Origin of the sequence: Yersinia bercovieri ATCC 43970, from assembly GCF_013282745.1 — a bacterium.
Lineage (GTDB): Bacteria > Pseudomonadota > Gammaproteobacteria > Enterobacterales > Enterobacteriaceae > Yersinia > Yersinia bercovieri.
The window spans coordinates 1,564,959-1,583,996 of record NZ_CP054044.1 but is presented as its reverse complement, the minus strand read 5'-3'; the positions used below and the strand labels follow the sequence as shown (position 1 = coordinate 1,583,996).

The following is a 19,038-nucleotide window of genomic DNA, read 5'->3' as shown; positions in this document are numbered from 1 at the left end:
ATTATTTCCCTCTTTTTTTCGAGTGAATACTTACGTGTAATTTCGGTGTCATCACCCTTAAGTTGTCAACATTATAAACTTCACCCCCATTTTTTATAAATTTAATATGATGAATCTCATATTTTTTTCTACCACCCACTTTTTCTATTGCTGGCGGATATGGAGCACGATAATTTATCATTTCAACTTTGTTAACTATATTAAACTGCCCCACTAGCTCAGGATCATGCCCAACGGCGACCCAAAATGCCTCTCTGAATTTATCAAAACTACTAAACCGTCTGCCACGTAATTGATCTGCGATCTGTGCGGGGATTGGTGCGCCTAGCCCCTCTCCCGCCCCTGCCAGCCAAATACCCGTCACGGATTGCCCTCGTCCCGTCACGATACCCGGCTCATCGCGCGGGCTTTTAAGGTAAACATATACCGGCTCCAGCCCCGAATCTGCCGGGAACCAGATGACGTAATCGTGGAAATCATGCTCTTCCAGCGCGGGCAGGGGGAACACAGTATGGATGACTGCGTGCCGGATGACGGTTTCACCGGTATGTAGCGGGAGTGCGGGCGCACTCTCCGGTTGTGGTAGCAGCGGACTGAGATCCGTTCCCGGCGGTGTTACTGGTGTAAACATAAAAGTGCGGGACGGTAAATTATCAGTGGTAAAAAAATAGGTGCCCTTAGCTGCATCATATTGTGCACCCACAAGTTTTACCCTGGCGGAAACACCGCCCACACCGGTTTTTACCGCATGAACCTCCATCAGGCCATCAGCGTCAGTGATTACCATTCGAATCGGGAGTTCAATATCCGCTTGCTTTGCTGACCAAATCCCATGTGATAACCACATGCTATGAAGGGGAATGGCGCCCGCTAAAAGTGGCCGAGCCAAATCCGGCAGTTGAGCTGGGCCTTCGCCCTCTTTAAGGGCGTCGGAAGCAGCGGCAATAACAGCAGCAATCATCGGATCAGCTACCAAGTAGTTAGCCAGGCGAATAGTGCTTGCTAAAGGTGGGCGATCCCAGCCTGCTGGTTTATCTGAGCCTTCCCCCTCTTTAAGAGAGTCGGAAGCAGCGGCAATAACAGCAGCAATCATCGGATCAGCTACCAAGTAGTTAGCCAGGCGAATAATGCTTGCTAAAGGTGGGCGATCCCAGCCTGTTGGTTTATCTGAGCCTTCCCCCTCCTTTCGTGGATTGAAAGCGGCGGCAACAGTCACAGCCATTGGATCTGCTACCGATGAGGTTGTAATGGCTCCGAGTCTTACCAGTGCCATTCGCAGTGAAGTACCTAATCCCTGTATAACTTCTTGCCCTAGCTCAATAGACCCCATTCCGGCGACGGCAAAACCAGGTGGGTAAAAACTCCACATCGAATAAGCGGGCAAAGAGTACGTATCCTGGCGAATGGCTTCCTGTTGTCTGGCCTCTGCTTTCTCCCGCTCCCTCATTAGCCGTGCATTTTCAACGCGCTGCCGTTCTGCTGCTGCTTCTGCTGCCAGCCGTGCATTTTCAACGCGCTGCTGTTCTGCTCTTTCAATATCGGCATTAACTTGTTGTTGCAGCACTAATAACGCTGCCTGCCTGGCCCTTAACTCCGCAATACCCTGATTTAAGGTATTCACCTCGCCTTGTTGGGTGCTCGCCACCGCCCTCAACCTGCGTATCTCGGGAATGTGCCTGAATGTCCTTCTGTTTTCAGGACTTAGAAGGTGAGTAAGGCGTTGCTGCACCTGAGTGACCTCCTGGTTCAGCAACATCAGGTTTTTTTCCAGCAGCAGAATATGTGCCGCGACTTCTGTCACCTGCTTGTCCGTCAGCGATTTTTTCAGCCCCATCTCTTCTGCAACCGAGTTGAACGGCTGGCCCTGTGCCAGAGCACTTTCCGCCACCTCCCGCTCACTCCGCGCCATTTCATAAGCACGGCGCGCTTCCTCCCTAATCTCATGAGTACTGATGATTCGAATCATTGAGATATACAACGGATCAATATTTGTACCCTCGGGAAAGACGATGATGGCATCACGGGTATGGCGACCCGCAGAGGTAGCCACCTTCTTAACGGGCGCATTCTCAATAGGTATCGCGGCGGGTTTGCCAGCCACTGCCGGTGGTGTCTGATGAGCAGGCACCACATTATCAACCACATTGATGTGTATCGGCGTGACACCAGGAACCGGTGCGGTATAGAGATTCGGTGTCGCCGTTGGAACCGCTTTAACCACCGGAACACGTTGTATTACCGCGGGATTTTTGACTAATACTGCCTGTTGCACACCCGCTTCCGTCACATCACTGATGCGGACATTAACCGCAACATCCGCCACTGTCTGTAACGCCTCTTTCGGCATATCAGTGACTCTGTTGGCGGGCAGAACCGGGGTGGTAAAGTAATGGCCCATCGGGGGATCAGGGGCAATGGATGAGGGCATCATGCCCATGACTGCCACTCCGATGGGGCTGGTGCGCATCGCCCATGACCCTATGCGAGTGAGCTGAGTTTCGACAAATGCCGCCACCACCGAAAGCCGACTTAAGGTGATCCCCCAATTCCCATCAATTAATGTGATAACTGCGGGTACGCCCCCGACGGCCATATAAGCCTGCATATCTGGCCGTTGTGCCAGACCCGGTGTATTGCTGGTAGCCCCTGAATGATTATTACCGCCCTTATTTCCACCACGATTGCTGCGACCAAATTGGCTCGGGCTATAATGATGAATTTTGCCATAAGGCGTATTTGAGGTTCCCCAGCCACTGCCCCGATTTGAATTACTACTGCCCCGTCCGGCAGGACCCCCTTTAATACCACCGGTTGGGCCTCGGCTACCGTGGCCCGTTACATTACTGTGTCCTTCACCCATAATTAATTTCCTTATTTAGAGTTGAGTTGAATGCTATAACTCACGAGACTATTTATTTATCTGCTCATTGATTGATTGATTGATTAATTAACTTATTTCACCTCCATTAATATTTTTAATATCAATAGCCACCACGCCCGGAAACAAAAAAACCTCGCTAATTAGCGAGGTCATTTGTTATGGCTATAATTATTTTTGACTACAGGAATGAAAATAGTAGGTTCTTCGCGATGGACTTAACCACGATTAACACCTTACACGCCTTTTTTCGGGCCGTGATAGCATTAATTACCTTGTCGGTTAATAAAATAGAAAATGCAAAACCGCCATAGAACCAATTGATAATTACTTCACTTATAAGTGCTTATACATACAGTATATCTTAGTAATATAACCCGCCATAAAAGACGGATTATATTATTGTTTAGTAAGCTAACTTACTCTTTAAAACCAGGTTTGCCATTCTCAGCTCGCCATTTTTTTATAACGTTTAGAATACCCTCAGGACTAGCCTCTGCCTCAGTCTCGGGATAAAAAAGAACCCCATTACCTTGTGGATGTTCAGTAATCTTTACAAAATGACGAATAAGTTCGTCATGTTCATTTTCAGAAACCTCGACAGCAAGAATTTTATTTAAAAAATCTAAAAAATCAGATTCCGTATATTCAGTTATGCTATTTTTCAATTCCATTATTTACCTCCATTTTTTGAGTGAATACTAATGTGGTTTTTCGGTGTCACTATTCGTAGGTTGTCCACGTTGTAAACTGCTCCGCCATCTTTAATTGGAATAAAATGATGAAGTTCGAATTTCTCTCTCCCCACTACCTGCTCAATTGGTACTGGATACGGAGCATAACCATTCTTCATTCTATTCTGGTTCAGAGGTGAAAACTGCCCCGCTAGCTCAGGATCATGCCCAACGGCGACCCAAAATGCCTCTCTGAATTTATCAAAACTACTAAACCGTCTGCCACGTAATTGATCTGCGATCTGTGCGGGGATTGGTGCGCCTAGCCCCTCTCCCGCCCCTGCCAGCCAAATACCCGTCACGGATTGCCCTCGTCCCGTCACGATACCCGGCTCATCGCGCGGGCTTTTAAGGTAAACATATACCGGCTCCAGCCCCGAATCTGCCGGGAACCAGATGACGTAATCGTGGAAATCATGCTCTTCCAGCGCGGGCAGGGGGAACACAGTATGGATGACTGCGTGCCGGATGACGGTTTCACCGGTATGTAGCGGGAGTGCGGGCGCACTCTCCGGTTGTGGTAGCACCGGACTGAGATCCGTTCCCGGCGGTGTTACTGGTGTAAACATAAAAGTGCGGGACGGTAAATTATCAGTGGTAAAAAAATAGGTGCCCTTAGCTGCATCATATTGTGCACCCACAAGTTTTACCCTGGCGGAAACACCGCCCACACCGGTTTTTACCGCATGAACCTCCATCAGGCCATCAGCGTCAGTGATTACCATTCGAATCGGGAGTTCAATATCCGCTTGCTTTGCTGACCAAATCCCATGTGATAACCACATGCTATGAAGGGGAATGGCGCCCGCTAAAAGTGGCCGAGCCAAATCCGGCAGTTGAGCTGGGCCTTCGCCCTCTTTAAGGACGTCGGAAGCAGCGGCAATAACAGCAGCAATCATCGGATCAGCTACCAAGTAGTTAGCCAGGCGAATAGTGCTTGCTAAAGGTGGGCGATCCCAGCCTGCTGGTTTATCTGAGCCTTCCCCCTCTTTAAGAGAGTCGGAAGCAGCGGCAATAACAGCAGCAATCATCGGATCAGCTACCAAGTAGTTAGCCAGGCGAATAATGCTTGCTAAAGGTGGGCGATCCCAGCCTGTTGGTTTATCTGAGCCTTCCCCCTCCTTTCGTGGATTGAAAGCGGCGGCAACAGTCACAGCCATTGGATCTGCTACCGATGAGGTTGTAATGGCTCCGAGTCTTACCAGTGCCATTCGCAGTGAAGTACCTAATCCCTGTATAACTTCTTGCCCTAGCTCAATAGACCCCATTCCGGCGACGGCAAAACCAGGTGGGTAAAAACTCCACATCGAATAAGCGGGCAAAGAGTACGTATCCTGGCGAATGGCTTCCTGTTGTCTGGCCTCTGCTTTCTCCCGCTCCCTCATTAGCCGTGCATTTTCAACGCGCTGCCGTTCTGCTGCTGCTTCTGCTGCCAGCCGTGCACTTTCAACGCGCTGCTGTTCTGCTCTTTCAATATCGGCATTAACTTGTTGTTGCAGCACTAATAACGCTGCCTGCCTGGCCCTTAACTCCGCAATACCCTGATTTAAGGTATTCACCTCGCCTTGTTGGGTGCTCGCCACCGCCCTCAACCTGCGTATCTCGGGAATGTGCCTGAATGTCCTTCTGTTTTCAGGACTTAGAAGGTGAGTAAGGCGTTGCTGCAGCTGAGTGACCTCCTGGTTCAGCAACATCAGGTTTTTTTCCAGCAGCAGAATATGTGCCGCGACTTCTGTCACCTGCTTGTCCGTCAGCGATTTTTTCAGCCCCATCTCTTCTGCAACCGAGTTGAACGGCTGGCCCTGTACCAGAGCACTTTCCGCCACCTCCCGCTCACTCCGCGCCATTTCATAAGCACGGCGCGCTTCCTCCCTAATCTCATGAGTACTGATGATTCGAATCATTGAGATATACAACGGATCAATATTTGTACCCTCGGGAAAGACGATGATGGCATCACGGGTATGGCGACCCGCAGAGGTAGCCACCTTCTTAACGGGCGCATTCTCAATAGGTATCGCGGCGGGTTTGCCAGCCACTGCCGGTGGTGTCTGATGAGCAGGCACCACATTATCAACCACATTGATGTGTATCGGCGTGACACCAGGAACCGGTGCGGTATAGAGATTCGGTGTCGCCGTTGGAACCGCTTTAACCACCGGAACACGTTGTATTACCGCTGGATTTTTGACTAATACTGCCTGTTGCACACCCGCTTCCGTCACATCACTGATGCGGACATTAACCGCAACATCCGCCACTGTCTGTAACGCCTCTTTCGGCATATCAGTGACTCTGTTGGCGGGCAGAACCGGGGTGGTAAAGTAATGGCCCATCGGGGGATCAGGGGCAATGGATGAGGGCATCATGCCCATGACTGCCACTCCGATGGGGCTGGTGCGCATCGCCCATGACCCTATGCGAGTGAGCTGAGTTTCGACAAATGCCGCCACCACCGAAAGCCGACTTAAGGTGATCCCCCAATTCCCATCAATTAATGTGATAACTGCGGGTACGCCCCCGACGGCCATATAAGCCTGCATATCTGGCCGTTGTGCCAGACCCGGTGTATTGCTGGTAGCCCCTGAATGATTATTACCGCCCTTATTTCCACCACGATTGCTGCGACCAAATTGGCTCGGGCTATAATGATGAATTTTGCCATAAGGCGTATTTGAGGTTCCCCAGCCACTGCCCCGATTTGAATTACTACTGCCCCGTCCGGCAGGACCCCCTTTAATACCGCCAGTTGGGCCTCGGCTGCCGTGGCCCGTTACATTACTGTGTCCTTCACCCATAATTAATTTCCTTATTTAGAGTTGAGTTGAATGCTATAACTCACGAGACTATTTATTTATCTGCTCATTGATTGATTAATTAACTTATTTCACCTCCATTAATATTTTTAATATCAATAGCCACCACACCCGGAAACAAAAAAACCTCGCTAATTAGCGAGGTCATTTGTTATGGCTATAATTATTTTTGACTACAGGAATGAAAATAATAGGTTCTTCGCGATGGACTTAACCACGATTAACACCTTACACGCCTTTTTTCGGGCCGTGATAGCATTAATTTAATTATTTTTTCGCCACGCAATACACTCTATTTGAGACAAAAAAAACCGCCGCCATTAATCAATGGCAGCGGCTTGTTTCTACTAAAAATAATACTCATCATCCCTGGTGTGGCAGCTAGAGCTAAATAATTACGCTGTCACACTCAAGGGCTAAGCTATTTTAGCCAGCAACGGCGATACGTTTCATATCCGTCATATAGCCACGCAGTTTATGACCTACCGCTTCGATTGGGTGATTACGGATAGCTTCATTTGCATCACGCAGTTGGGCATTATCCACCGCCGTGCCAGCAACACTTTTACCCAAATCGCCCGCTTGCAGTGAATCCATAAATTTGCCTTTCAGCAGGGGAACTGCGGCGTTAGCGAACAGATAATTACCGTATTCTGCGGTATCAGAAATAACCACGTTCATTTCATACAGGCGCTTACGGGCAATGGTATTCGCAATCAGTGGCAGTTCATGCAGGGATTCGTAATAAGCGGACTCTTCGATAATACCGGAATCAACCATAGTTTCGAATGCCAGCTCAACCCCAGCTTTTACCATGGCAATCATCAATACGCCGTGGTCGAAATACTCTTGCTCAGAGATTTTGCCTTCAAACTGTGGCGCATTCTCAAATGCCGTTCTGCCAGTCTCTTCACGCCAGCCCAGCAATTTAGCATCATCGTTAGCCCAGTCGGCCATCATGCCGCTAGAGAATTCACCAGAAATGATGTCATCCATATGTTTCTGGAACAGTGATGCCATGATCTCTTTCAGTTGCTCAGACAGGGCATAAGCACGCAATTTTGCTGGGTTGGATAAACGATCCATCATCAGCGTGATGCCACCTTGCTTCAGCGCTTCGGTGATGGTTTCCCAGCCGAATTGAACCAATTTTTCAGCATATGCCGCGTCAGTACCTTCAGAAACCAGCTTGTCGAAGCACAGCAGTGAACCGGCCTGCAACATGCCACACAGAATAGTTTGCTCGCCCATCAAGTCAGATTTAACTTCAGCAACGAAAGAGGATTCCAATACCCCGGCACGATGGCCGCCAGTGGCTGCCGCCCACGCTTTAGCGATCGCCATGCCTTCGCCTTTCGGGTCGTTTTCTGGGTGAACGGCGATCAGTGTCGGCACCCCAAAACCGCGTTTGTACTCTTCGCGAACTTCAGTGCCAGGACATTTTGGCGCAACCATCACCACGGTGATATCTTTACGCACCTGTTCACCCACTTCAACGATGTTGAAACCATGGGAGTAGCCCAGCGCTGCGCCATCTTTCATCAATGGCTGAACCGCCTGAACCACTGCGGAGTGCTGTTTGTCTGGTGTCAGGTTAACCACCAAATCTGCCTGTGGGATCAACTCTTCATAGCTACCCACTTTGAAGCCGTTTTCAGTCGCTTTGCGCCATGAAGCACGTTTTTCGGCAATGGCTTCTTTACGTAGAGCGTAAGCCACGTCCAGACCGGAGTCGCGCATGTTTAAGCCCTGGTTCAGCCCCTGTGCGCCACAGCCCACGATCACCACTTTTTTCCCTTTCAGGTAGCCAGCTTCATCGGCGAATTCGTCACGTGCCATAAAGCGACACTTACCTAATTGCGCCAACTGCTGGCGCAGGTTCAAGGTGTTGAAATAGTTAGCCATGGTATTACTCCGTTCAGATTCTGTTTTATGGGTGTAGGGGATAACCTTGGATTCACTATATGACAGGAAACACATTGCTGAAATTGATATATTAACAATGTGATATTGCAGATTCTGCAATACAGACTATTTCTGATGCAATACAATGGATATTCTCACCCAAGAGGCTGTCTGTGATGGATTTACGTGACCTAAAATTATTCCTACATTTGGCTGAAAGTCGCCATTTTGGCCGCACCGCCAAAGCCATGCACGTCAGTCCATCCACCCTTTCACGCCAGATCCAGCGGTTGGAAGAGACCATCGGCCAGCCACTTTTTTTACGTGATAATCGTACCGTGCAACTGACCGATGCTGGCACCCAACTGAAATCCTTTGCGCAGCAGACCTTGCTGCAATATCAGCAATTGCGCCATGCCTTAGGCCAACACGGGCCATCACTGAGTGGCGAACTGCGGCTATTTTGCTCAGTCACCGCCGCTTATAGCCATCTGCCGCCGATTCTGGATCGCTTCCGTGCCCGCCATCCGCTGGTTGAAATCAAGCTCACCACCGGTGATGCTGCCGATGCGGTCGATAAGGTGCAGTCCAATGAAGCTGATTTGGGGATTGCGGGCCGCCCTGAAGTGCTGCCCAGCAGTGTGGCTTTTACCCAAATTGGGGAAATTCCGTTGGTGCTGATTGCCCCCGCCCTCCCTTGCGCGGTGCGCTCGCAGGTGTCGGTCGAACAGCCTGATTGGGCCACCATTCCCTTTATTTTACCGGAGCACGGCCCATCGCGAAAACGCATTGATTTATGGTTTCGCCGCCAACGAATCACTAACCCATTGATTTACGCTACGGTTTCCGGCCATGAAGCGATTGTGTCAATGGTTGCACTAGGCTGTGGCGTGGCGCTGATCCCGTCAGTGGTGGTGGATAATAGCCCAGAACCGGTGCGCAACCGTATCTCCCTGCTGGATGATGTCTCACTGGTGGAGCCGTTTGAATTGGGGGTTTGCGTCACCAAAAAGCGGCTCAATGAGCCGCTAATTGACGCCTTTTGGCGACTACTGTAATGCTTAGTCCGCCCATGGCAGCCTGGGTAATAATTTATAGCGGGGCAACGAGCATACTCGAATTGATAGTTGGCATAAGAATCTTATCAGCAGGGGCCGCAACCCCCCTATTGGTGCCAAAACCATTCATCGCACTTATCAGTTGATCTGATTTCCCTCCAAATCTAGAGAATTGATTGAAGTTAGCAATCATTTTTCCGCTAGCATTATACTCACGTCTGGAATAGGAAGTTTCCTCTCCATCAGAATTAAATGTTTTAGATAATTCATTCAATACTTTTCCAGTCATGTCTTCTGTTGTTTTAATTTCTGATGCTACCTCTCCATTTTGGTATGTGCACTCAACGATAACTCGAGTATTATCGCTAACTGTTGTTACGCGACGAGAGCTGATTAATTCACCCTTATCACTGTACTTTGGATCATAGGATTCAAAGATATTTACATCGCTATTATTGTTAATTGTCGGCGCTAACTGTTCAGAAAGGGGATTATTAACGGCTTCTGGCAGTAATTCAATTGGCTCTACCTCTATTTTCTCTCCATAGGCATCATAGTTCTCTGTCACACTTGACGTTTGCTCACCATCAGTAGCAAATTTTTCAACTGTTTTTACACTGCCGATAGTATTACCTTGAGGGTCATACGAATATGTGGTTTCAGTTCTGTCCGTCAATTTACCGCTAGTTTTATCGAAATTCTGCCATATCTCAACTGCACTAATAATGATGTCATTAGCACCATAAAGATCTTTATTATGGGAATACATTTGACCATTTTGGCGTTTTATCTCTTCTTTAACCTTTGATATTAACTCACCAAAAGAATCAAACTCTTGACGTATAATCGTATTTTCACAACCATCAGCACTAGTTTCATCACGGTAAATTAGATTGCCTTTAGCATCAAACTCCTCTTCAATTTCCTTACTGAAGTTACCATCTTCTAATTCTTCTTTATTGTCATATATTTCTTTCTGTTGGCTAAGTACATTTCCATTATCATCAAATTTTTTGCTAATACTGGCGACTCCAATAATATCACCATGACTATCAAAGGTTAACTCCTCATAATAAACAGAGGCATTGCCATAACTAAATTTAGTCATCTCCACTCTGCTCGTTAATTCCCCCTCACCACTATAATGTTTTTCCGTACAACCAGTGATTTTGTAATCACGGTTAGTTTTAGACTCTATTTCTTTAATTACTTTATTATTTTTATCATATTCCTCTCTCAACAACACATTCCCATAAATATCAACACGCTGTACAACCTTACTCAGCAAGCGCTTACTGGAATCCAATATCTCTTCAACTTTTGAAATCATTCCCCCTAAATATTCGTACTTAATTTTTTAGTCTTGGCAGATTTACCTTGCCCCATATTAAGACGCTCCTCGCACTCAATTAACTCACCAGCGGCGTTATAAGTCGCATCATGATGCTTAATTATACTCCCTTTTTCGTTATGACTGAAGTTTGTAATGACCTTTGAAGTTATTTCTCCTTTCTTATTACAAACTAACCGTTCACGCCAAATTAAATTTTCATTGTTATCATACTTATCTGTCAATTGATCTCCATTTTTATCTTTATACCTTTTACCAGCCTGCTTTTCTAAATTAATATTATTATCGTCAGTAGCATGATAGTCATGGATATTTTTATTATTCATATGGATACCTATATTATTTATTAAATTTCAGTGATTTTTGAATATGTTTTATCTAATGGTGCAGTGAGTAAACTAATATCGCCATGTCATATAAACAAAGCGTAACTCATTGCAGTTAGATGCTAATGATTCTATCTATAAATATCTAATGACATGGGATACCATAAGGAAATAAACAAAATAATATGAAAAATAAGTAAAATAATAAATACACAGTTATTTCATTATATTTAGGTATCATTGATTGAGGAGTTAAGATGGGGTGAGTTGGTGAGATAAAAAACGGCTCACTGAGCCGTTAATTAACATCTTTGGATCTGAGGTTTATTGATAAGTCAGCAGCAAAGCTTTCAGGATGCCGCAGTCTCATTAAAATACGCCAGCAATTATTGTACCCGCGAATGCAGCACCCGCCAAAGTTGTCACTGCCATGATATCGTTTGTCACTATATCGACACTACCGAGTGGGAAGCTATGTATTGATTCAACCAATGAGAATTCTTTTCCTATTAAAGGATCAGTAACAGTATCATTGAGCATTCCGTCATCCACTTTATGGTGATCTATTGTTGTTCCATCAGCATCCAGTTTACTCTCTACGTTGCCCAATATATTTCCTGCAGCATCAAACTCCGTAAACTTGACCGTATAGCCAACAATATTATCGGCGCTGTATTCTGCTTCAACATAGATTTTGACGTTATTAATCCCTTCAGCATTCGCTGCTTCGGTAGAATATGAGTGGAAAGTACCATCGCTATTCTCTTGATAAGAACCAGAACATTGGTTAGCAGCGCTCTTATCTGTTATTATTTTTGCCACATCAGATAAAGTTTTTTCTAAATGATGCTGATTCACTTTAACAACCCCTCCCTCATTAGGTAGCGTTGAATTACTCTCAGGGTTAATACTTCCAGTTTGATTGTTTATCATAGACATAAATGACCTCTCTATATAATCAGTATTGCTGTTACTCGTACAGAGCACTGAAATAAATAACACAAAACCACCATTACTCAATAACCAGCAATGAAGTAAAATGAAATTAAGGTCATTAAGGTTTTGGGGCTATTTATTGGCGGGCGATTTATTAGATGTGATTTTTAATAATAACTGATATCAAGAAAATTAATATTTATTGCCTCTATTTTAATTATTTACTGCCTTCATTTTAATAAGGTGGATCGTGCCCCTATCTATCATTAGATAGGGGCACGATCCTGATGGCTTTGTTTAGCCGGCGAGGAAAAATTTAAATGCCGGGTTATTGGTTTCATCATGGCAGTCGTAGCCCAATGCGGCCAGGTGCTGCTCAAATTGCGGTTCAGATGCCGATAGCTCAAACCCCGCCAATACTCGGCCAAAATCGGTGCCGTGGCTGCGGTAGTGGAACAGTGAGATATTCCAGTGTGTGCCGAGTGTATGCAGGAATTTCAGCAAAGCCCCCGGTGATTCAGGGAATTCAAAACTGTACAGCCGCTCACGTAGCGGCTTGGATGGCCGGCCCCCCACCATATAGCGCACATGGAGCTTGGCCATCTCATCATCAGAGAGATCCACGACCTGATAGCCCTTATCCTGCAACTCGGACAAGATCTCAGCCCGCTCAGCATAGCCGCGGGTCAAACGGACCCCGACAAAAATGCAGGCATTATCCGCATCCGCATAACGGTAGTTAAACTCCGTCACCGAACGGCCCCCCAGCAACTCACAGAAACGCAAGAAACTGCCTTTTTGCTCTGGAATAGTGACCGCCAGCAAGGCTTCGCGCTGCTCACCTAGCTCACAACGTTCTGATACATAACGTAAACCGTGGAAGTTGACGTTCGCACCGGAGAGCACATGAGCCAGACGCTCGCCTTGAATATTGTGCTGCTGCACATATTTTTTCAGCCCCGCCAACGCCAGCGCGCCAGAAGGTTCGGCAATGGCGCGCACATCTTCAAAAATGTCTTTGACCGCAGCACAGATAGCATCACTGTCGACCGTGATCACCTCGTCCAGATACTCCTGGCACAGGCGGAAAGGCTCATCGCCAATGCGTTTCACCGCCACCCCTTCGGCAAACAGACCGACACGAGCCAGATCCACCGGCTGGCCCGCATCTAGCGCGGCACGTAAACAGGCTGAATCTTCCGCCTCAACCCCAATCACTTTAATCTGCGGCATCAGTTGCTTGATAAGCACCGCAACACCCGCCACCAGCCCGCCACCGCCGACCGGCACAAATATCCGGTCAAGATGCGCATCTTGCTGGAGCAACTCCATAGCCAGTGTTCCCTGCCCGGCAATCACCGCTGGGTGGTCAAAAGGGGGAATAAAGGTATAGCCCTGCTGTTGGGAGAGCGTGATAGCTTTGCCTTTGGCTTCATCGAAATTGGCACCAAACAGCAGCACCTCGCCACCAAAACCACGCACCGCATCAACTTTGATGTCAGCGGTGGCTACTGGCATCACAATCAGCGCCTTAATGCCTAGCTTACTGGCCGACAGAGCCACCCCCTGCGCATGATTACCCGCAGACGCGGTTATCACACCACAGGCTTTCTGCGCTTCTGTCAGACTCGCCAGCATCGCGTAAGCGCCACGCAGCTTAAAACTATGTACCGGCTGACGATCTTCACGTTTGACCAAAATGGTATTGCCCAAGCGGGAGGAGATCTTTTCCATCACTTGCAGCGGGGTGACTTGCGCCACCTCATACACCGGCGCACGAAGTATCGCACGCAGGTACTCTGCCCCACAGGGGGCAGCGGATAAGGGTTGTGATACCGCCATGGGGATTAGCCTCCCAGCTTACTTTTATCGCGCACCGCACCTTTGTCAGCGCTGGTTGCCAATAGGGCATAAGCGCGCAGTGCATAAGAAACCTGACGTTCGCGGGCTTTCGGTGACCATGCAGCAGCGCCACGGGCCTCTTCAGTTTCACGACGGGCAGCCAGTTCAGACTCACTCACATCCAATACGATGCCACGGTTCGGAATATCAATATTGATGAAATCGCCATTCTGCACCAAACCAATCAGGCCACCACTAGCCGCCTCTGGTGAGACGTGACCAATCGACAGACCTGAGGTGCCGCCCGAGAAGCGGCCATCCGTCAGCAAGGCGCAGCTCTTGCCCAAGCCCATAGATTTCAGGTAAGTGGTCGGGTAGAGCATCTCCTGCATCCCCGGCCCGCCTTTCGGCCCTTCGTAGCGAATCACCACCACATCACCGGCAACCACTTTGCCGCCGAGAATAGCTGCTACCGCATCATCCTGACTCTCATACACTTTGGCCGGGCCACGGAAGACCAGACTCTCTTTATCCACGCCGGCAGTTTTAACAATGCTGCCGTTTTCGGCAATATTGCCGTACAACACCGCCAAACCACCATCTTGACTGTAGGCATGTTCACGAGTGCGGATACAGCCCTCTTCGCGGTCGGTATCCAGTGATGGGAAACGGCAATTCTGCGAGAAGGCTTTGGTGGTGCGGATACCGGCCGGGCCGGCGGCATACATCTGCTTCACGCCCTCGTCTTGGGTCAGCATCACGTCATAGGCTGACAACGTTTGCGTCAAATTCAGCCCCAAGACGTTTTTCACTTCACGGTTCAGTAGGTTAGCGCGATCCAGCTCGCCTAAAATCCCCATCACCCCACCCGCACGGTGTACATCTTCCATATGGTATTTCTGGGTGCTCGGCGCAACTTTGCACAGATGGGGCACCTGGCGAGATAGACGGTCAATATCGCTAATATCGAAATCAACATCCCCCTCCTGCGCCGCAGCCAGTAAATGCAACACGGTATTGGTTGAGCCGCCCATGGCGATATCCAGCGTCATGGCGTTTTCAAATGCCGCTTTGTTGGCGATACTACGCGGCAAGGCGGTGACATCATCTTGCTCGTAATAACGTTTAGTCAGCTCAACGATATGCTTACCGGCATCCAGGAACAGCTGTTTACGGTCAGCGTGAGTTGCCAGCAGTGAGCCGTTACCCGGCAAGGCCAGGCCCAGCGCCTCATTCAGGCAGTTCATCGAGTTGGCGGTAAACATCCCGGAGCAGGAGCCGCAGGTTGGGCAAGCTGAGCGCTCAATCTGCTCACTGTCGGCATCGCTGACATTGGGGTTAGCGCCCTGAATCATGGCATCCACCAGATCCAGCTTGATAATTTGGTCTGACAGCTTGGTTTTCCCCGCCTCCATCGGCCCACCGGACACAAAGATCACCGGGATATTCAGTCGCAGAGAGGCCATCAGCATCCCTGGGGTAATTTTGTCGCAGTTAGAGATACAGACCATGGCATCTGCGCAGTGGGCATTAACCATGTACTCAACTGAGTCAGCGATCAATTCGCGCGAAGGCAGAGAGTAGAGCATGCCGCCGTGACCCATGGCGATCCCATCATCCACCGCAATGGTGTTGAACTCCTTCGCCACACCGCCAGAAGCTTCAATTTGCTCCGCGACCAGTTTACCTAAATCGCGCAAATGAACGTGGCCCGGGACAAACTGGGTAAATGAGTTAACCACAGCAATAATCGGTTTGCCGAAGTCATCATCGGTCATACCGGTAGCGCGCCACAGTGCGCGGGCGCCGGCCATATTACGGCCATGGGTGGTGGTATGGGAACGGTACTTAGGCATTGTCTCTTTACTCCGCGTTTTTTATTTTGCACATCAAGTCGGTGTTGCAAATGAAAAATGATTGTTAGGTGGCAAATGATTGTTAAGTGGTAAATGATTGTTATAGGGTAAATCACAGGCTGCATTGCAGGTGGCGAACGAACCACCTGCGGCTTTCTGCTACTGACGATTAATTATTTACTGGCGACTTATCTGCTACTGACTATTTAGATGATGACTCTGGGTAAACCTGATCCAACCAACCCCATTTGTCTTCGGTTTCGCCAGTGAATAGGCCGAAGAATGCTTGCTGGATTTTTGCCGTGATCGGGCCACGTTTACCAATACCGACCTGAATGCCATCAACACTGCGTACTGGCGTGATCTCTGCCGCCGTACCTGACATAAACACTTCATCCGCCAGATAGAGAGACTCACGTGACAACACTTGCTCACGCACTTCCAGCCCCATATCTTTCGCCAATTTGATAATGGCGTCGCGGGTGATACCCGGCAGTGCGGAAGAGGTAAATGGTGGCGTGAACAGGATGCCATCTTTCACTTCAAACAGGTTCTCACCGGCACCTTCAGATAGGAAACCGTGGATATCCAGTGCAATCCCTTCCTGATAGCCATGGCGGCGTGCTTCACTGCCCACCAGCAAGGAGGAGAGGTAGTTACCGCCAGCTTTTGCGGCCGTCGGGATGGTGTTAGGTGCAACACGGTTCCACGAGGAGACCATGGCATCAATGCCTTGCTCCAGCGCTTCCGGGCCAAGATATGCACCCCATGGGAATGCCGCGATAATCACATCCGTCTTATAGCCATCTGGCGGATTCACCCCCATGCCAACATCACCGATAAATACCAATGGGCGGATATAGGCGCTGGTCAAATTATTGGTACGCAGTGTCTCGCGGCAAGCTTCCATCAGCTCATCAACCGACTGAGAAACGGGCATACGGTAAATTTTGGCTGAGTCATGTAAACGCTGCATGTGTTCGCGGTGACGGAAAACCACTGGCCCTTTATGGGAGTCGTAGCAACGAACACCTTCGAAGACTGACGTGCCGTAGTGTAACGCGTGAGACATTACGTGAACTTTGGCCTCTGCCCACGGAACCATTTCACCGTTAAACCAAATAAAATCAGCTTTCTTCGTCATTCTTTTCTTTCCTTGTGGCGCATCAGGCGCGTATCTGTAATGAATTAGGTTGTAGGATCTCGACGCAGGCGACATCCATAAGCTTACTTAGCTGAGAAGACAGTAAATCGACAGGTCGCCCGCTGGCAACGGTCAATTCAATATTAATATTCTCAGCATTAATCATTGGTGACATATTCATAGCACAAACCTGAAAACCGCGGTGCCGCACAACCCGCAATACGCGCTCTAACATCTCAGGGCGGAAGCGGGCTTGAATAGAGAGTTGATGTTGTATCATGAGACTTTCTCCAGCATGGTTTCATTACCTGCGCCTGGCGGCACTAACGGCCAAACGTTTTCGAGTTCGTCGATAGAAACCTGGAGCAAATAAGGGCCTTCGCTGTTAAACAGCGCATCCAGTGCGGCTTCGACTTGGTCTTTTCGGGTGATACGTTGGCCGGGGATATTAAAAGCACTGGCCAGAGTGATGAAATCGGGGTTATCAGAGAGATTGGTTTCGCTATAACGTCCATCAAAAAACAGCTGCTGCCACTGTCGAACCATCCCCAACCGCTGGTTATCCAACAATACTATCTTCAGCGGCAACTGTTTTCGTTTTATGGTGCCCAACTCCTGAACATTCATCATAAACGAACCATCGCCGGAGACACAGATAACCATATCATCAGGGCGGGCCATCTGTGCGCCAACCGCCGCCGGAACGCCAAAGCCCATGGTGCCAAGGCCGCTGGAGGTGATGAAATTCTCAGGACGGGTAAAGTTCATATGTTGCGCCGTCCACATTTGATGCTGACCCACATCAGTGGTCACCACGGTTTCCGGCGCTTTACGCTCAGAGATCTGCTTTAGCAACAGCGGAGCATAAATGGCCTGCCCTGGGTGGTCATAACGCCAGCTATGTTGCTGTTTTAACGCCATCACCTCATCGCGCCACGGTTGGATATTCAACGGCTGTTGTAAGGCGGGCAGTAACACCTTCAAATCGCCCTGCAATGCCACGTGAACCTGACGCAATTTACCCAGCTCAGCCGGATCAATATCCATATGAATAACTTTTGCTTTCGGGGCGAATGTATTCAATTTTCCAGTTACGCGGTCATCAAAACGGGCGCCAACTGCGATCAATAAATCACAATCCTGTACGGCAAAGTTCGCGGCTTTGGTGCCATGCATTCCCAGCATCCCCAGATAGCAAGGGTGCTCAGTATCTGGTGCGCCCAAGCCTTTCAGGGTCGCCACCGCAGGTATACCTGTGGCCTGAATAAAAGCACGCAGCGCAGGAACCGCCTGTGCCATTCCGACGCCACCACCAACATACAGCATCGGCTTTTTCGCGGTCGCCAGCATATCCCAGGCTTGTTGCAGCTCAGCGGCAGAATCAACCAAGTGCTCTTCAACTGGCATCAAATGCGGGGTCAACTCACCCACGGCCAACTGAATATCTTTCGGAATATCAATTAAAACCGGGCCAGGGCGGCCACTGGTGGCGATGGCAAAAGCTTCAGCCATGATACCCGGCAGCGCATCCAGTGATTCAACGAGGAAACTGTGTTTGGTGCAGGCCAGTGATAAGCCCAGTACGTCAATCTCTTGAAAAGCATCGGTGCCGATGAGCGCAGAACCCACCTGACCGGTGATCGCGATAACCGGTACAGAGTCCAGCAACGCATCAGCCAAACCGGTGATCAGATTCGTGGCCCCAGGGCCGGAAGTGGCGATACACACCCCCACTTTGCCGGTTGCTCGGGCATAACCAATGGCGGCGATCGCCGCGCCCTGCTCATGGCGGCAGAGCAGATGCTCAACACCACCATCATACAGAGCGTCATACACTGGCATAATCGCACCACCCGGGTAGCCGAATACCGTATCAACACCCTGCGCACGCAACGCCTGAACCACCCACTGAGCACCATTCATAGTTATTCCCCCGAACTTTTGCGGGAGGCACAGGATTTTATTCTGTTGTGCATTTTATGTTCCTCGCGTCTTTAACGTGCCAATAAAAAAACCCCCGGACCTTTCGGTGCGGGGGTTCTCTTGAGATTAAGGCTTGATTTTTATGCCTTTCTTCGTCCAAGTGCAGCCCCGCACGGTGGGATAATAATCACCACCACGCTAATTAGGACTAGGTTAATCACTTGGACAATCGCTTTCATAATTAGGTTGTTCATCTATCTAGTGTCGAA

14 protein-coding genes are annotated in these 19,038 nt (G+C 48.9%); 1 reads left to right on the top strand and 13 read right to left on the bottom strand.

Features of this window, described 5'->3' with window-relative positions; translation table 11 throughout:
* Nucleotide 1: 1 nt before the first annotated feature.
* From HRK25_RS07085 to ilvC, 4 genes are all read right to left on the bottom strand, one after another.
* Nucleotides 2-2,860: an S-type pyocin domain-containing protein gene (locus tag HRK25_RS07085; protein WP_173361765.1), complete on the bottom strand. Its 2,859-nt coding sequence runs from the start codon at nucleotides 2,858-2,860 to the stop codon at nucleotides 2-4.
* A 437-nt stretch (nucleotides 2,861-3,297) separates the two neighbouring features.
* The gene (locus HRK25_RS07080) at nucleotides 3,298-3,552 is read right to left on the bottom strand and encodes a bacteriocin immunity protein (protein ID WP_005280239.1); all 255 of its coding nucleotides are present in this window, start codon (nucleotides 3,550-3,552) and stop codon (nucleotides 3,298-3,300) included.
* Entirely contained in the window at nucleotides 3,552-6,410 is a 2,859-nt protein-coding gene (locus HRK25_RS07075; protein WP_173361764.1) for an S-type pyocin domain-containing protein, read from the bottom strand. The genes HRK25_RS07080 and HRK25_RS07075 overlap by 1 nt, the downstream gene beginning before the upstream one ends.
* 444 nt (nucleotides 6,411-6,854) lie before the next feature.
* Complete coding sequence (gene ilvC, locus HRK25_RS07070; protein WP_032899021.1) at nucleotides 6,855-8,333, bottom strand: ketol-acid reductoisomerase; 1,479 nt, start codon at nucleotides 8,331-8,333, stop codon at nucleotides 6,855-6,857.
* 176 nt (nucleotides 8,334-8,509) lie between these two features.
* Here ilvC and ilvY point away from each other — a divergent pair, with 176 nt between their 5' ends.
* On the top strand, nucleotides 8,510-9,391 hold the full coding sequence (ilvY, locus tag HRK25_RS07065) for an HTH-type transcriptional activator IlvY (RefSeq protein WP_005279327.1): 882 nt from the start codon (nucleotides 8,510-8,512) through the stop codon (nucleotides 9,389-9,391).
* 34 nt (nucleotides 9,392-9,425) lie between these two features.
* Here the strand turns inward: ilvY and HRK25_RS07060 are convergent, their stop codons facing one another.
* From HRK25_RS07060 to ilvL, 9 genes are all read right to left on the bottom strand, one after another.
* Entirely contained in the window at nucleotides 9,426-10,721 is a 1,296-nt protein-coding gene (locus HRK25_RS07060) for a hypothetical protein (protein ID WP_173361763.1), read from the bottom strand.
* A gap of 5 nt (nucleotides 10,722-10,726) precedes the next feature.
* Nucleotides 10,727-11,068, bottom strand: a complete 342-nt coding sequence (locus HRK25_RS07055; protein ID WP_173361762.1) for a hypothetical protein — start codon at nucleotides 11,066-11,068, stop codon at nucleotides 10,727-10,729.
* A gap of 369 nt (nucleotides 11,069-11,437) precedes the next feature.
* The gene (locus HRK25_RS07050) at nucleotides 11,438-12,007 is read right to left on the bottom strand and encodes a hypothetical protein (protein ID WP_032899020.1); all 570 of its coding nucleotides are present in this window, start codon (nucleotides 12,005-12,007) and stop codon (nucleotides 11,438-11,440) included.
* A 294-nt stretch (nucleotides 12,008-12,301) separates the two neighbouring features.
* Nucleotides 12,302-13,846 (bottom strand): threonine ammonia-lyase, biosynthetic, encoded by a 1,545-nt coding sequence (gene ilvA, locus HRK25_RS07045; protein ID WP_005279324.1) that lies wholly within the window; start codon nucleotides 13,844-13,846, stop codon nucleotides 12,302-12,304.
* A 5-nt stretch (nucleotides 13,847-13,851) separates the two neighbouring features.
* Nucleotides 13,852-15,702: a dihydroxy-acid dehydratase gene (ilvD, locus tag HRK25_RS07040; protein WP_005279323.1), complete on the bottom strand. Its 1,851-nt coding sequence runs from the start codon at nucleotides 15,700-15,702 to the stop codon at nucleotides 13,852-13,854.
* 202 nt (nucleotides 15,703-15,904) lie between these two features.
* Nucleotides 15,905-16,846: a branched-chain amino acid transaminase gene (locus HRK25_RS07035; protein WP_005279322.1), complete on the bottom strand. Its 942-nt coding sequence runs from the start codon at nucleotides 16,844-16,846 to the stop codon at nucleotides 15,905-15,907.
* Between the two features lie 22 nt (nucleotides 16,847-16,868).
* Nucleotides 16,869-17,126 (bottom strand): acetolactate synthase 2 small subunit, encoded by a 258-nt coding sequence (gene ilvM, locus HRK25_RS07030; RefSeq protein WP_032899018.1) that lies wholly within the window; start codon nucleotides 17,124-17,126, stop codon nucleotides 16,869-16,871.
* The gene (gene ilvG / locus HRK25_RS07025) at nucleotides 17,123-18,769 is read right to left on the bottom strand and encodes an acetolactate synthase 2 catalytic subunit (RefSeq protein WP_005279320.1); all 1,647 of its coding nucleotides are present in this window, start codon (nucleotides 18,767-18,769) and stop codon (nucleotides 17,123-17,125) included. The genes ilvM and ilvG overlap by 4 nt, the downstream gene beginning before the upstream one ends.
* A 140-nt stretch (nucleotides 18,770-18,909) precedes the next feature.
* On the bottom strand, nucleotides 18,910-19,008 hold the full coding sequence (gene ilvL, locus HRK25_RS07020; protein WP_071822504.1) for an ilv operon leader peptide: 99 nt from the start codon (nucleotides 19,006-19,008) through the stop codon (nucleotides 18,910-18,912).
* Nucleotides 19,009-19,038 lie beyond the last annotated feature (30 nt).